At 64.8% G+C, this 14,479-nt stretch carries 15 protein-coding genes and 1 pseudogene; 12 read left to right on the top strand and 4 right to left on the bottom strand.

What is annotated here, in order from left to right:
- The 6 genes from AC1D34_RS13945 to AC1D34_RS13970 form a co-directional block, all read left to right on the top strand.
- Positions 1–1,377: xanthine dehydrogenase family protein molybdopterin-binding subunit (locus AC1D34_RS13945; protein WP_476824529.1), on the top strand; the 1,377-nt coding region annotated here is incomplete at its 5' end.
- Positions 1,378–1,394: 17 nt separating this feature from the next.
- Positions 1,395–2,198 (top strand): FAD binding domain-containing protein, encoded by an 804-nt coding sequence (locus tag AC1D34_RS13950; protein ID WP_476824530.1) that lies wholly within the window; start codon positions 1,395–1,397, stop codon positions 2,196–2,198.
- A gap of 79 nt (positions 2,199–2,277) precedes the next feature.
- A complete protein-coding gene (locus tag AC1D34_RS13955; protein ID WP_441491442.1) occupies positions 2,278–2,661 on the top strand; it encodes a RidA family protein in 384 nt (127 codons plus the stop codon).
- A gap of 30 nt (positions 2,662–2,691) precedes the next feature.
- Positions 2,692–3,600: an AAA family ATPase gene (locus AC1D34_RS13960; RefSeq protein ID WP_113514152.1), complete on the top strand. Its 909-nt coding sequence runs from the start codon at positions 2,692–2,694 to the stop codon at positions 3,598–3,600.
- Between the two features lie 108 nt (positions 3,601–3,708).
- A complete protein-coding gene (locus AC1D34_RS13965) occupies positions 3,709–4,083 on the top strand; it encodes a nuclear transport factor 2 family protein (protein WP_162768090.1) in 375 nt (124 codons plus the stop codon).
- Between the two features lie 54 nt (positions 4,084–4,137).
- Positions 4,138–5,340 carry a vWA domain-containing protein gene (locus AC1D34_RS13970; RefSeq protein WP_476824531.1) on the top strand — a complete coding sequence of 401 codons (1,203 nt, stop codon included), beginning with the start codon at positions 4,138–4,140 and terminating at the stop codon, positions 5,338–5,340.
- Here the strand turns inward: AC1D34_RS13970 and AC1D34_RS13975 are convergent.
- Positions 5,337–5,588: a hypothetical protein gene (locus AC1D34_RS13975; protein ID WP_476824532.1), complete on the bottom strand. Its 252-nt coding sequence runs from the start codon at positions 5,586–5,588 to the stop codon at positions 5,337–5,339. The genes AC1D34_RS13970 and AC1D34_RS13975 overlap by 4 nt on opposite strands.
- A gap of 536 nt (positions 5,589–6,124) precedes the next feature.
- Between AC1D34_RS13975 and AC1D34_RS13980 the strand changes: the two are divergent.
- The 6 genes and pseudogenes from AC1D34_RS13980 to AC1D34_RS14005 form a co-directional block, all read left to right on the top strand.
- Positions 6,125–6,316 (top strand): annotated as a pseudogene (locus AC1D34_RS13980) (XdhC family protein); the annotation flags it as partial.
- The gene (locus tag AC1D34_RS13985) at positions 6,316–6,945 is read left to right on the top strand and encodes a LysE family translocator (RefSeq protein WP_113514160.1); all 630 of its coding nucleotides are present in this window, start codon (positions 6,316–6,318) and stop codon (positions 6,943–6,945) included. The pseudogene AC1D34_RS13980 and the gene AC1D34_RS13985, both read left to right, overlap by 1 nt.
- A 3-nt stretch (positions 6,946–6,948) precedes the next feature.
- Positions 6,949–7,641 (top strand): XdhC family protein, encoded by a 693-nt coding sequence (locus tag AC1D34_RS13990; RefSeq protein WP_476824533.1) that lies wholly within the window; start codon positions 6,949–6,951, stop codon positions 7,639–7,641.
- Positions 7,638–9,239 (top strand): NTP transferase domain-containing protein, encoded by a 1,602-nt coding sequence (locus AC1D34_RS13995; protein ID WP_476824534.1) that lies wholly within the window; start codon positions 7,638–7,640, stop codon positions 9,237–9,239. Before AC1D34_RS13990 ends, AC1D34_RS13995 begins: the two co-directional genes overlap by 4 nt.
- Positions 9,240–9,461: 222 nt before the next feature.
- A complete protein-coding gene (locus AC1D34_RS14000; RefSeq protein ID WP_476824535.1) occupies positions 9,462–9,731 on the top strand; it encodes an usg protein in 270 nt (89 codons plus the stop codon).
- 77 nt (positions 9,732–9,808) lie between these two features.
- Positions 9,809–10,405, top strand: coding sequence for an exopolysaccharide biosynthesis protein (locus AC1D34_RS14005; RefSeq protein WP_113514166.1), 597 nt, complete (start codon positions 9,809–9,811; stop codon positions 10,403–10,405).
- Positions 10,406–10,417: 12 nt separating this feature from the next.
- Here the strand turns inward: AC1D34_RS14005 and AC1D34_RS14010 are convergent, their stop codons facing one another.
- The 3 genes from AC1D34_RS14010 to AC1D34_RS14020 form a co-directional block, all read right to left on the bottom strand.
- Positions 10,418–12,643 (bottom strand): putative bifunctional diguanylate cyclase/phosphodiesterase, encoded by a 2,226-nt coding sequence (locus tag AC1D34_RS14010; RefSeq protein ID WP_476824536.1) that lies wholly within the window; start codon positions 12,641–12,643, stop codon positions 10,418–10,420.
- Positions 12,644–12,727: 84 nt separating this feature from the next.
- Entirely contained in the window at positions 12,728–13,477 is a 750-nt protein-coding gene (locus AC1D34_RS14015) for a proteasome-type protease (RefSeq protein WP_441491434.1), read from the bottom strand.
- A 100-nt stretch (positions 13,478–13,577) separates the two neighbouring features.
- A complete protein-coding gene (locus tag AC1D34_RS14020) occupies positions 13,578–14,405 on the bottom strand; it encodes a transglutaminase family protein (protein ID WP_441491433.1) in 828 nt (275 codons plus the stop codon).
- Positions 14,406–14,479 lie beyond the last annotated feature (74 nt).

Below are 14,479 nucleotides of genomic sequence, written 5' to 3' on the forward strand. Positions count from 1 at the left end.
ATCTCTACGCCCCGTTGCTGTCATCTCTACGCCCCGTTGCTGTCGGGCCAGTACGATATCCCGGCGATCTATTGCGAGGTCGATGCGGTCTACACCAATACGGCTCCGGTCGATGCCTATCGAGGCGCCGGCCGGCCGGAGGCGACCTTCGTGGTCGAGCGCCTGGTCGAGATTGCGGCGCGCGAACTCGGCAAGGATCCGGCCAAGTTCCGGATGCAGAACTACATCAAGAAGTTCCCGCATCAGACGCCGGTGATCATGATGTATGACACCGGCAACTATGCTGCCTCGATGAAGAAGGCGCTGGAGATCATCGACTACAAGGGGCTCGCCAAGCGCAAGCGCGACTCGGCCCGCAACGGCAAGCTGCGTGGCATCGGCTTCTCCTCCTATATCGAGCCCTGCGGTATCGCACCGTCGGCTGCGGTCGGCTCGCTGGGGGCTGGCGTCGGCCTGTGGGAATCGGCGGAGGTGCGGGTCAACCCCGTTGGGACCGTCGAGGTGCTGACCGGCTCGCACAGCCACGGCCAGGGCCATGAGACGACCTTTGCCCAGCTCGTCAGCGACCGGCTCGGCATCCCGATCGAGAATGTCTCGATCATCCATGGCGACACCGACAAGGTGCAGATGGGCATGGGTACCTATGGCTCCCGTTCGGGCGCGGTCGGCATGTCCGCGATCGCCAAGGCTGTCGACAAGGTCATCGCCAAGGGCAAGAAGGTCGCGGCCTATGTGCTCGAGGCGGACGAGGCCGATATCGATTTCAAGGATGGCAACTTCCGCGTGAAGGGCACGGACAAGACGCTCGATTTCGGCTCCTGTGCGCTGCAGGCCTATGTCGCCCACAAGTTCAACGGGCAGGATCTCGAGCCGGGGCTGAAGGAAGGTGCGTTCTACGATCCGACGAACTTCACCTTCCCGGCCGGTGTCCATATCTGCGAGGTCGAGATCGATCCCGAGACCGGCATCACCAGAATCGAACGCTGGGCGGCCGTCGACGATTTCGGCATCGTGATCAACCCGATGATCGTCGAGGGCCAGGTCCATGGCGGCATTGCCCAGGGCGTCGGCCAGGCGCTGCTCGAAGGGGCGCGCTACAATCAGGACGGCCAGCTCGTGACTGCGAGCTTCATGGATTACTGCATGCCGCGTGCGGACGATCTGCCGTCCTTCGATGTCGGCATGACGGTGACGCCGTGCCCGTCCAACCCGCTGGGCATCAAGGGCTGCGGCGAGGCGGGCGCGATTGCCTCGCCGCCGGCCGTGATCAACGCCATCACCGATGCGCTCGGCCATGAGGAGGTCACCATGCCGGCAACGCCGCAGGTGGTCTGGCGCGCAGCGCAGAAGAGCATCAAGCGAATGGCCGCCGAGTGATCTGAAAGGACAACACGATGTACGCTTTCACCTATCATCGCCCGGCCACGGCCCGCCAGGCCGCTGGTCTCCTCGCCAAGAAGGAGGATGCCAAGCTGCTGGCCGGCGGGCACACCCTGCTGCCGACCATGAAGCAGCGCCTCGCGTCGCCGACACACCTCGTCGATCTCGGCGGTTGCGCCGATCTCAGGGGCATCGAGCGCAAGKGGCGCAATGTCGTCATCGGTGCGATGACGACCCATGCCGAAGTGGCGGACTCGGCTGTCGTCCGGGAGGCGATCCCAGCGCTGGCCTATCTCGCCTCGCATATTGGCGACCCGCATGTGCGCCATCGCGGCACGATTGGCGGCTCTGTCGCCAATAACGACCCGGCGGCGGATTATCCGGCGGCGCTCATGGCGCTCGGCGCCACCATTGTCACCAACAAGCGCAAGCTCACGGCCGGAGAGTTCTTCACCGGCCTCTACGAGACGGCGCTGGAGGAGGGCGAGATCGTTGTCAGGATCTCCTTCCCGCTGGTGTCGAAGGCAGGCTACGCCAAGTTCCGCAACCCGGCTTCCCGCTATGCACTGGTCGGCGTCTTCGTGGCCAAGCGGGGCTCGGAGGTCAGTGTCGCGGTGACGGGAGCCGGTGAAGGCGGGGTCTTCCGCTGGCCGGAGGCCGAGGCCGCCCTGAAGGCCCGGTTCGCTGCGAAATCTCTCGATGGCATCAAGCACACGGCCAAGGGCATCAATGCCGACATGCATGCCGATGCCGAGTATCGGGCCCATCTGATTGGCGTGATGGCACGGGAAGCAGTTGCCAGGGCGACGGGCAAATAGCCGAAGCCGATTGACCTGCGACGGAATCCTCCCCCACACAGGGGAGGATTTTTGCTGATTGGCTGGTTGCGAGCGGAACATGGACAAGATGGTCATCACGGCGCCCGAAGCGCCCGAAGCAGCCGGCGGCTATGCCCAGGCCCTGCTGGTTTCCGGCGCGAGCCGACAGCTCTACATCAGCGGGCAGATTCCGAGCACGCGCGATGGAACGGTGCCGGAGAGCTTTGCCGAGCAATCGCGGTTGGTCTGGCGCAATATCGAGGCCCAGTTGCACGCTGCCGGCATGACGCTCGACAACCTCGTCAAGGTCACGACCTTTCTCTCCGATCGCCGCTTTGCCGCGGAGAGCCGGCAGTCGCGCAAGGAGATCCTCGGCGACCGGAAGGTTGCGCTCTCCGTCGTCATCGCTGGGATCTTCGACGAGGCTTGGCTTCTCGAGATCGAGGCCATAGCTGCCGCCTGACTGGCTCTGTTCTTTTGTCGCGAGAAGCCCTTGAAAACTCCCGGTTCCATCGACGCCACGCTTTCTCTCCTGCAATCGCAGGGCTATGTCGCCGATCGGGCGCTGGCGACTGTGCTCTATCTGGCTCTGCGCATGAAGCGACCGCTGCTGCTGGAGGGCGAGGCCGGCACGGGGAAGACCGAGATTGCCAAGGTGCTGGCGGCCGCGCTCGGGCGGCGCCTGATCCGGCTGCAATGCTATGAGGGGCTCGATCTCGCCTCCGCAGTCTATGAGTGGAACTATGCGGGCCAGATGATGGCGATCCGTCTCGCGGAGGCGGGTGGCGCTGCGGGGGATCGTGCCCGACTCGAATCCGACATCTTCTCGGAGCGCTATCTGGTCAAGCGCCCGCTCTTGCAGGCGCTGGAGCCGCAGGAGGGCGGGGCGCCAATCCTGCTGATCGACGAACTCGACCGCACCGACGAGGCCTTCGAGGCCTTCTTGCTCGAGGTGCTGGCCGACGCGCAGGTGACGATTCCCGAGCTTGGCACGATCAAGGCGGCGGAGCCGCCGATCGTGATCCTGACCTCGAACCGTACACGCGAGATCCACGACGCGTTGAAGCGCCGTTGCCTCTACCACTGGGTCGGCTACCCCGACACGGCTCGCGAGCTTGCCATCCTGAAAGCGCGCGCACCGGAGGCCCCGGCCAAGCTGGCAAAGCAGGTCGTCGCCTTCGTGCAGGCGATCCGCAAGGAGGAGCTGTTCAAGGCGCCGGGCGTCGCCGAGACACTCGATTGGGCAAGTGCGCTGGTCGAACTCGACGCAGTCGCGCTTGACCCCGCGATCGTCTCGGACACGCTGGGGGCGCTGCTCAAGTACCAGGACGACATCCAGGCGATGCAGGGCTCGAAGGTGAAGGAACTGCTGGACCAGGTGAAGGCCGACGTGCGGGGATAGGCGCGCCTGCCGTGAGGACAGGCCTTGTGTACCGACCCAGGTCTTTCCTCTCATTCGCGTCGCAGCAGGTGGATGCGCGGGACCGGCCCGCGCATGATGGAGCAAGCGATGAACGACGACATCAAGGCGATCGAAGCCGCTACCTGGACTTATCTCGACGGGCTCTATGAGGGCGATGTCGGCAAGCTGAGCCAGATCTTTCATCCAACAAGCGCACTGACCCAATCGCTCCACGGCGAACTGAAGATCGTGCCGCGCGCCGAGTGGTTCGAGGCCGTGCGCAATCGCCAGTCTCCGAAGGCTGCTGGGATGGAGCGCAGCGACCATATCCTGACCATCGATCTCGTGGGCCCGGCCCTGGCTCTGGTGAAGCTAAAATGCCAGATGCCGCCGCGCTATTTCACGGATCTGCTCTCCTTCGTAAAAGTCGACGGCAAATGGGTCATTGCGCAGAAGGTCTTCATGACCGAGACCGCAGCGTGATCGCGCGGCAAGCCCTGGCCGGCGATCCGCGTCTACCATGACGGTGAGAACCTCGTGACCGGCAAGCTGCCTGAGAACATCGTCTATTTCGCGCGGGCGCTGCGCATCGCCGGTGTGCCCGTTGGTGCGGGGGCGGTGGTCGAGGCCGTCGAGGCGCTGGCGGATGGTGCGCTCGGTGCACGCGACGACGTTTACTGGGCGCTGCATGCGATCTTCGTGAAGCGGCACGAGGACAGCGTGATCTACGACCAGGCCTTTCGTCTGTTCTGGCGGCGGCGCAATCTGATCGAGAAGATCATGGCGCAAATGTCCCCCGTCTCTCCGGGGGCGGATAGTCAGCCGGAGAAGGCGGAAGCGGGTGCGTTGCGGGTCGCTGAAGCATTTGCTCCGCCGCGAGACGAGCGTGACGAACCCCCGGTCGAACTGACCGAGCTTTCGGCGCGCCTGACCGTCTCCGATCGCGAAATGCTGAAGTCACGCGACYTCGCCCAGATGAGTGCGGCGGAGATCGCCAAGGCCAAGCAGCTGATGTCCGAGCTGCGCCTGCCGCGGGATACCGTGCCGACGCGGCGTTTCCAGGCATCGCATGTCGGCGCGCGCATCGACCCACGCCGCACCTTCCGGCGTTCGCTCAGGGGGGGAGGCGGCTCGATCGACCTCGCATTTCGCGAGCGCGCCGAGATCCATCCCCCGGTGGTCGCGCTCGTCGATATCTCGGGCTCGATGGCAGAGTATTCGCGCATCTTTCTGCATTTCCTGCACGCGATCACGGAGAAGCGCCGCCGGGTGCATTCCTTCGTCTTCGGCACGCGCTTGACCAATGTCACGCGGAGCCTGAGGGCGCGGGACCCTGACGAGGCGCTGGCCCTTGCCGGCAGGGCAGCGCCGGACTGGGAAGGTGGCACCCGCATTGCCGATGCCCTGCACAGCTTCAATCGCGTCTGGTCGCGGCGCGTGCTTTCGGGGGGGGCGATCGTTCTGCTTTTCACCGACGGGCTGGAGCGACATCTCGATGGCGAGCTCGCCTTCGAGATGGACCGGCTGCACCGCTCCTGCCGCCAGCTCGTCTGGCTCAATCCGCTGCTGCGCTTCGATGCATTTCAGGCGCGGGCCAGCGGCATCCGGGCGATGCTGCCGCATGTCGATTCGTTCAGGCCGATACACAACCTCGCGGCGATGGCCGATCTCTGCGCCGTGCTCTCGCCGGACGCAGACCGGAGAAGTGATCCACGCCTGTGGTTGAAGAAGGCGGGCTAGGCGGGTCTGCTGAAGCGGCCATGCTGCAGGAAGTGCCGCGTCTGCTCGATCGCCTCGCGGTTGCGCATGATCAGTGGATGTGTCGCGTGCAGCGTGATGTGATCGCTCATCCCGGTGGCGCGGGTGCGCACAACCGAGACCCGGCCGTCATTTGGCCGCGGCAATAGCAGGGACGAGAGTGGATAGAACGAGCGGTCGCCAGCGATCACGCCGAGCGGATAGTCGACTGGGCCGAGGATGCGGAGCAACTGCTCCGGCCTTGCCGTAACCAGCTCCGCGCCGGCCGGACCGAAGAACGCGCGATAGAGCGGGTTTCCCTTCAGCAGGTCGGCGATCTCGCTGCCCTCGTGGGGGGGGCGCCAGCATCACGACATGGCCGAGCCGCTCTGGGCGGTGGCGGGTGATATAGGAGCGCGCCACTAGCCCTCCCATCGAATGAGTGACGAAATGCAGCCGGCCGTCGAGCCCGCTGCTGCGCGCGGGATAGTCGAGGTTCGCGGTCCCGTAGCCATCGGCCTTCAGAATGCGTTCGAGCCCCGAGAGCGATCCGGAGCGCCGCGCAATGCCGTGCAGTAGAATGATGCCGTCCATGGGCCGCCGTGCCTCCCTGCGCGCTGGATAGAGGGATCGTTACCGTAGGTCGAGGAGGGGCACGTGTTTTCGCCATCCGGATGCCCGCCACATGCTCGAAACCTGCGGCGACTATGCTTAAGTAGGCGGGGCTGGCGGCCCGCTCGCGCGTATGATGCAGTGCGTCTAAACTGCGCTCCGGCGCCGCGGGCCGAACAGGGATCGATATTTCCTCGGCTCGGTCTCCGGAGGCTGCGTCGAGGGCGCCGTGGTGGAAGAGGCTGCCGACGTCATTGCCGATGGACAGGCGCGCACGCTTGAATTCGGCGTCGCGGACGAGACTGCCTGGAAGGTCGGTCTCTCTTGCGGCGGTCGCATTCGGGTCTATGTCGAGAAGGTGCACTGATGGCTTCCTGGGAAACACTTGCCGCCTTTGCGGTGTTGACGATCGCTGTCGCTTATTTCCCCGGCCCGGCTCTGCTTTACACGGCGGCGCAGACGATTACTCATGGCCGCCGCGCTGGCTTCATGGCGATGCTGGGCATCCATCTCGGCTGCTACCTGCATGTCATCGCAGCTGCCTTCGGCCTCTCGGCCGTGTTCAAGCATGTGCCGGAACTCTATGTCGCGGTGAAGCTCGCCGGCGCGCTCTATCTGGTCTGGCTCGGCATCGGCATGATCCGCTCCAGGCTCGGCGGAACGGATGTCGATGTCTCCCCGCCCAAGACCGTGAAACGGGCGTTGCTCGATTCCTTCATCGTCGAGGTGCTGAACCCCAAGGTGGCGCTGTTCTTCATCGCGTTGTTGCCGCAGTTCGTTGACCCCGCGGCGTCCCTGCCGGTCTGGGCGCAGTTCCTGATCCTCGGCACGATCGTGAATTTCGCCTTTTCCTCGGCCGATTTCGTGACGGTGCTGGGAGCATCGGCGGTCGTCAAGACGATGAAGAAGACCAAGGCCGGATTTGCCTTCGGCCGCTGGCTCGGTGGTTCTCTGATGATCGGCCTTGGCGTCAAGCTTGCGACTGACAGGGGCTGAGGCATGGATCTTTCGCTGCTCTCCGCGCTCAATGTCGAGCGCGCCGCCCGCCGTGCCGCAGTGCTGGTCACTGATATCGGCAGCGGCGCTCAAAGGCTGGTAGGGGAGGCTGATCTCGCGACCGATCCGCTGGCGGACCTGCTCGGCAAACAATTGCGCACCGGTAAGAGTGCTGCGGTCGAGACGGAAGGGACACGTTACTTCCTGACTGTGCAGGTCCCTCCACCGCGCGTCGTGGTCACCGGTGCGGTGCATATCTCGCAGGCGATGGCGCCGATGGCGAAGTTGCTGGATCTCGATGTCACCATCATCGATCCGCGGACTGCCTTTGCGACGCCTGAGCGCTTTCCCGACGTGACGCTGCTGCCGGAGTGGCCGGATGAAGCGATCAAGCAGCTCGGCCTCGATAGCTATACCGCCTTCGTTGCCCTGACCCACGATCCGAAAATCGACGATCCCGGGCTGGAGGCGGCCTTGCGCTCGGAGTGCTTCTATATCGGGGCGCTGGGCAGCCGGAAGACGCATGGCAGGCGCATCGAGCGCCTGACGGCGGCAGGCTTCGATGAGGCGACGCTGGCACGCATCCATGCGCCGATCGGCCTGGACATCGGCGCGGTCTCTCCGTCCGAGATCGCGCTCGCCATTCTCGGTGAGATCGTGATGACACTGCGTGGCCCGCGCAGGGCACTCTCATGAAATTCGGCCCGGTCGCTATCGCCGATGCCGTCGGCTCCGTTGCGGCGCATTCGGTGCGGGCAGGCGAGGTCATCGTCCGCAAGGGGGCGACGATCACGGAGGATGATGCGCGCCGCCTGGCGGGAGCTGGCGTCACCGAACTGGTCGCAGTCCAGCTCGAAGCCGGCGACGTCGACGAAAATGTGGCTGCCGAACGTCTTGCAAGGGCGCTCGCCGGGCGCGGGGTGGTGACCGAGGCTCCCTTTACCGGCAGGGTCAATCTCTTTGCCGCGACTGCGGGTGTTCTGATGCTCGACGTGCCGGCGCTCGACGCCTTCAACACGATCGACGAGGCCATCACCGTCGCGACGCTGCCAGCCCTCAGGGCGGTCGTTGCGGGCGAAATGGTCGCCACCGTGAAGATCATTCCCTATGGCGTCCCGAGTCAGCGCGTCGACGACGCGATCGGGCGGATCGGAGCGATCCGCCCGATCGCGGTCACCGAATACCACCTCAAATCGGTGGCCGTGGTTTCGACATTGCTGCCCGGTCTCAAGCCTTCGGTGGTCGACAAGACGCTGCGGGTAATGGCGGAGCGTCTTGCTCCGGCAGGTGCAAGGGTCGAATCGGACGAGCGTGTGCCGCATCAATCGGGACCGCTCGCGGAATCCATCCGCAGGGCGGTGGCGGGACCAGCCGATATCGTCGTCGTCTTCGGTGCCTCGGCGATCACCGATCGCCGCGACGTGATCCCGCTGGCTCTGCAAGAGGCAGGCGGCCGCATCGAACATCTCGGCATGCCGGTCGACCCCGGCAACCTGCTGCTGCTCGGCGAACTTGACGGCAAGCTGGTGATCGGCGCGCCGGGCTGCGCCCGTTCGCCCAAGGAGAATGGGTTCGACTGGGTGCTGCAGCGCGCGCTAGCCGGTGTTCCCGTGACCCGTGCGGACATTCAGAAGATGGGGGTCGGCGGCCTGCTGATGGAGATCGTCACGCGGCCGCAGCCGCGTGCACCTGGCCATCAGGCTGTGGCACCCGTTGCCGGGCTTGTGCTTGCGGCCGGGCGCTCGACCCGGATGGGGGAGCGCAACAAGCTGCTGCAGACGGTACGTGGCGAGCCTCTCGTTCGTCATGCCGTGAAGGCGCAGCTCGCCTCCAGCGCTGCGCCCGTATTGGTGGTCACCGGGCATCAGGCGGCCGAGGTCAGGGCGGCGCTCGCGGGGCTCGATGTCGCATTCGTGGACAACCCCGATTTCGCGGCCGGCCTATCCAGCTCGGTCCGCGCCGGCCTCAGGGCCTTGCCGGACGATGTCCCGGGTGCGGTGGTCTCGCTCGGCGATATGCCGAACGTGACCCCGCAGGTGATCAATCGGCTGGCCGAGGCCTTCGCCGACCGGCCCGACGCTCTCGCCGTGGTGCCAACCCTGTTCGGTCAGCGCGGCAACCCGGCACTGTTGTCGCGTGCGCTTTTCCCGGCGGTGGAGCGCCTCTCGGGCGACCAGGGGGCTCGCCGCCTGCTGGACGCCGCCGGAGAGTCGGTCGTGGAGGTGCCGCTCGACGATCCAGCGATTGCGATCGATGTCGATACGCCTGAGGCCCTGAAGGCACTGACGGGATAGAGCCCTGGTAGACCTGACATTGCCCCCGGGCTGTACGCTGTAACTTGGATGCGCGCAGCCATGCGGGGGGCGCCCGCTCGCGCCGCGGCGACCAACGATGGTCGCGGATGCACGCGATGTGCGGTCGCTTTGGCATTGGTTTTGCAAGCTTTTGTTAACCAGGCAGGCGCAGCCTCAAGAAATCGGCTACACTTTCATCGCATCGCGACGAGGGAGGGGGCGATGGTATCAGAGGACTTCATAAAGCAACTCAAGGGCTACGGGCTGACCACGGCGACGATCCTATACCGCATGCCGGATCATCCCAGCGTGCTGCAGACCTTCATCTGGCAGCATTATGATGTGGCGCCGCGCTTTCCGGTGCTCCGCGATTTCCTCGACTTCTGGCGTCGTRAGCTCGATGGACCGCTGCATTCAGTGGTCGTTGCGCATTCGCGTCTGCTCAGGCCGGCTGAGATCGTAAACGTGAACGGCGTGCTGACGCTGCATTGAGCGTCTGCGCCATGGGCGCTTGTTGGGCAAAGGGCGAGCGTGCTAGGTCGCAGCTCCCCAATGGCAGACCATCACGCTTGTCATCGCCCTTGCGCACATCCGGACTGCTGACGGCTCTCGCGACCTTACCCGGTGAGCGTATTCCCGTCGGAACCATCGTCGCCGCTCTGAAGGATCGGACCTACGCACTGCTCGTGGTCCTGCTCGGGCTGCCGAACTGCCTGCCTATGCCGCCGCCCATTCCCCTGGTCTGCGGGCTCGTGCTTGCCTTCGTGGCGGCGCAGATGCTGGCCGGGCGCGCCATGCCGTGGTTGCCCGAGGGGCTGCTCGACAAGACCATCGGCAAACCGGAACTGGCGAAGGCCGTGTCGCGCGCGTTGCCTCCGTTGGTCCGGCTGGAACGGATTTCGCGGCCGCGCCTGACGATGCTGGGAGGGACCGTCGCGATCCCGATCCTTGGCCTGCTGATCTTGATCCTCGCGCTTGGCCTCGTGGTGTCGGCACCGTTCATCGGACAGATCCCGCTCGGTCTTGCCGTGTGCCTGGTGGGGCTGGGGCTGGTCGAGCGCGACGGACTGTTCATCATCGCGGGGACGCTGGTCGGTATTGGCGGCCTTGTCCTGAGCGCCGGATTTGCCTACGCGATCGTCAGCGGAATCTCCGAACTGATCTGACGATCGGCGCGGTCAGGCCGCAACGAGACTGGCTGCGAATGGCATGTCGAGGGCGCGCAGCCGCTCGATCTCCTCAGGCGGAACTGCCTTGGAGAACAGGAAGCCCTGCAGTTCGTGGCAACCGATCGCCTGCAGAAAGCGGTGCTGCTCGGGCGTCTCGACGCCCTCGGCGCAGACCCGCAGGCCGAGAGCCCGGCCGAGATGCACGATCGAGTGGACAAGGATCGCGGATTCGCCAGTCGTCTCCATATATTCCAGGAAGGACCGGTCGATCTTGATCTTGTCGAAGGCGAAGCGCCGCAAGTAGATCAGGCTGGAATAGCCGATCCCGAAATCGTCGAGCGCGAGGCCGACACCATAGGCGCGCAGATCCATCAGCGCGGCCTCGGCGGCGTCGGCGTCCTCGACGACGACGCCTTCAGTCAGCTCCAGCTCGAGACGGCTCGGATCGAACCCGGTTTCCTCGATGATCCGGATGGTATTCTGGACGAAATCCTTGTGTCGGAACTGCACCGGCGAGACATTCACGGCAAGCCGCAACTCCGGCCAGTGCTTTGCCTCGAGGCAGGCGCGGCGCAGCACCCATTCGCTCAGCGGCACGATCAGCCCGCGCTCCTCAGCGATGGCGACGAACTCCGAGGGGGRAACCATGCCATGGAGCGGATGTGGCCACCGCACGAGGGCCTCGACACCGGTGATGACGGTCCCGTCGACGGAGACCTGCGGCTGGAAGTGCAACTGCAGCTCGTCCCTTGCTATCGCCTTGCGCAGGTCTTCCTCGACCACGCGCTTCATCTGGAGCGCACGGTTCATGCGCGGCTCGAAGAAGGAGTAGCGGTTCCGGCCCTCGTTCTTGGATTGGTAGAGCGCCGTATCGGCCAGTCTGAGCAGCGTCTCGCGGTCGTGCCCATCCTGGGGAGCGAGCGCGATGCCGATCGAGCAGCCGATCACGGTGTCGATGCCCATCAGGTTGAAGGGGCGCGTCAGCGCTTCTAGAATCCGCTCTCCCAGTGCAGCGCTGCCACTGGCATCGTGCAGGTTGGTCTGGATGATGCCGAACTCGTCGCCGCCAATGCGGGCGACGGTATCGCCCGTCCGCATGACGCCTGCGAGTCGTTCGGCGACCTGCCGGATCAATTCGTCGCCCGCCTTGTGGCCATAGGTATCATTGACGGATTTGAAGCGAACGAGATCAAGCAGGAGTACGGACAGCCCGGTCTTGGTCYGGGTGATCTGAGCCAGCTCCTGGTCGAGTCTGAGATCGAAGGTCCGACGGTTGGGCAGCAGCGACAGTTCGTCCTGTGCGGCAAGGCGCTGGATCTGCACTTCGCGCAGCCGGATTTCATTGGCCGCTCCGCGCAGACGGCGGATCGCATAGAGCAGGATACCGGCAAAGATCAGCCCGGCTGCCGCCAGCGCCCAGATGAACTGCCGGATCATGGCATCCCCGGGGCGCTCCGGTGTCCAGGTCAACCAGGCCCTGGTGACGCCGTCGGGGGCGGCGAGGTCGCGGCGCACCAAGGGATTGGCTGGCATCGTCCGGGTGATGCGCAGGCCGTTGATGCGATAGCGCGTGGCCATCTCGTCGAAGATCGTGCTCGTCACGCGCCGATAGCCGATAAGGTTGACCGGCGCGTCCGCCTTCAGAAGGTGGAGATTGAGAAGCTGCTCGAGATCGGCGGTCAAAATGGCCAGGACTTCGTGGCCATCATAGATCAGGCTCGAACGAAAGCCTGGCATGAACCCTGCGCGGGTGGCTGCATTGTCGTTCGCTGGCTTTTGTGACGGGCTCGGGAGTGTGGGGTCAAAGAGACGCAGGCCCTCGTAGCCCGCCTGATAGGCTTCGACGTTGTTCTCGACGCCTGCCAGGACGCGGCCGCTCCTGGTGACGAGATAGACGCCGTCAAATTCCTCAAAGCGCTGGCTTAGCTTCGTGAAGGCCCACCTCAGTGTTGCCGCGGGAATGGCCGGGTGGAAGGCCGCCTGAAGCGTGCCGGTAGACGCCAGGCTTTCCAGCCGCAGGCGCCGCAGCCGAAGCTGGTTCTCCATCGCGGCCTCGATCCGGTCGCGCTGACGGGTTGCTTCGACGGTATTCGCGTTATGCGCAATCGTCAGGACGACGGTGATCGCTGCAGCCATGACCAGCAAAAAGGCACAGGCGAGCGTCGTCACGGTGCTGGTGAGCATCCGCGCCGAGGAGTCCGCGTTGGTCGTCTTCGCGACAAAGGGCGAATGCATCAAGGGTCTCAGAACCGTCGGAACCTGCACCTTTGCAGCCGATTCTTGATATCCGGTTGCTAACGGGCAGGCAGACATCAAATTTCAACCTCCGGATGGTCCGTAAGGAGGTCGCGGGATCGCCTGATGCGCCGCGCGCAGTGCCGCGGACCAACGCTCGCGCAGGTCGTGGAAATAGGGTTCCCCCGCCTCGATACGCCGATTGAGCTCGGGCTCTTCGCCATCTCGCCGCATCACGATGAGGTCAATCGGCAGGCCAACTCCGAGATTCGAACGCATCGTCGAATCCATCGAGATCAGACCAACCTTCAGCGCGTCGTAGAGATGGGTCTTGAAGGTCACGGCGCGGTCCAGAATCGGCTTGCCGTATTTGTGCTCGCCGATCTGGAGGAAGGGCGCGTCCATGCCACATTCGATGAAGTTTCCCGCGCCGTAGACCATGAAGAGCCGCATGGGCTGGCCCATGATCTGACCTCCAAAGAGGAGAGAGATATCGAATTTCAGCCCGGCCTCCGCCAGGGCCGGGCCGTCCATCTCCCTGACGGCGCGGACGGCACGGCCGACGAGCTGCGCTGCCCTAAACATCGAGCCAACGCTCTGGAGCGTATCGAGTTCTCCGGTCTCGGGATTGAGAAGTCCTTCATGGAGCAGGCTCACCACCGATTGGGTGACGGAGAGATTGCCTGCCGTCGCCAGCGCGAAGCTGCGTTCGCCCGGCCAGGAAAAGACATGCAGCTTACGGAAGGTCGAGATGTCGTCGAGCCCAGCATTGGTGCGGGTGTCGGCGATCATCACGAGCCCGTCCTGCACGAGAAGTCCGGCACAATAGGTCACGGGGTCGGTTCCTTCAGCTTGCCGGTCCAGGCGCGTTCATGCGCGCCGGGAAATCCTGATCGGGCCGCCCTAGCTGCTGTGGCGGTCGCAATCGCTTTGCCTATTGATTGGCGAGCTGCGCGTTTGCAGCGCGGGCGCTGACCAGCACGGCGAGGTTTTCGCCGCTGCCGCCCTTGCGTGCACCGCGGACAGGCGCCGCATCGGCGAAATCGAGGCCGGCTGCGATGCGGACATGAGTGTCGATCGGGCACAAGCCGTTGGCGCAATCGAATCCGATCCAGCCATAATCTTCGAGATAGGCCTCGGCCCAGGCATGCGCCCCTTCCGCCTCGGGCAGGGCATCGGATTGCGCGACATAGCCGGAGACGTAGCGGGCCGGGACTCCGAGCTGGCGCGCGCAGGTCATGAAGACATGCGTGAGATCCTGCGGGATGCCGCCGCGGGCCGCGAAGGCGGCTGCAGCCCCTACGCCGGTACGCTGGCCGGAACGGTCGCAGGCAAGCAAGTCGTGCAGCGCTTCTGTCAACGCGTGCATCTTGGCGAGCGGTGTCGAGTCGGCGCGCGTTGCCGCCACGGCGAAGTCGCGCAAGGCGTCGTCGGGCGTCGTCAGCAAGGTATCGCGCCGGAACACTTCGGGCGGCACGCGCTCGATCGTTCCGCGAATGACACCGGCCAGATCCAGAGTCTCGATGACGCCGCCGACATGAATCGCGAGATCGGAGATCGGGCCATCGGCCGAGAAGGTATGGACGATGTTGCCATGCGCATCCTGGCCCGCGCGCAGATTTCCGTCGACGGTCGGCTCGATGCGCCAGGACATCACATGCTGGCCGTCATGATCGCGCGGGGTCAGCCGCAGAATCTGCGTCAGCTGGCGTACGGGCTCGTCATAGGCATAGGTAATCGAGTGGGAAATCCTGATCCGCATGGGCGATCGCTGTCTCGACGGGCGCGTTGGTTTCCGGTCCATATCTAGTGTTCTGCGGGCGGGCAGGCGAGCCC

It is taken from the genome of Allobosea sp. P1_A7 (genome assembly GCF_056406775.1).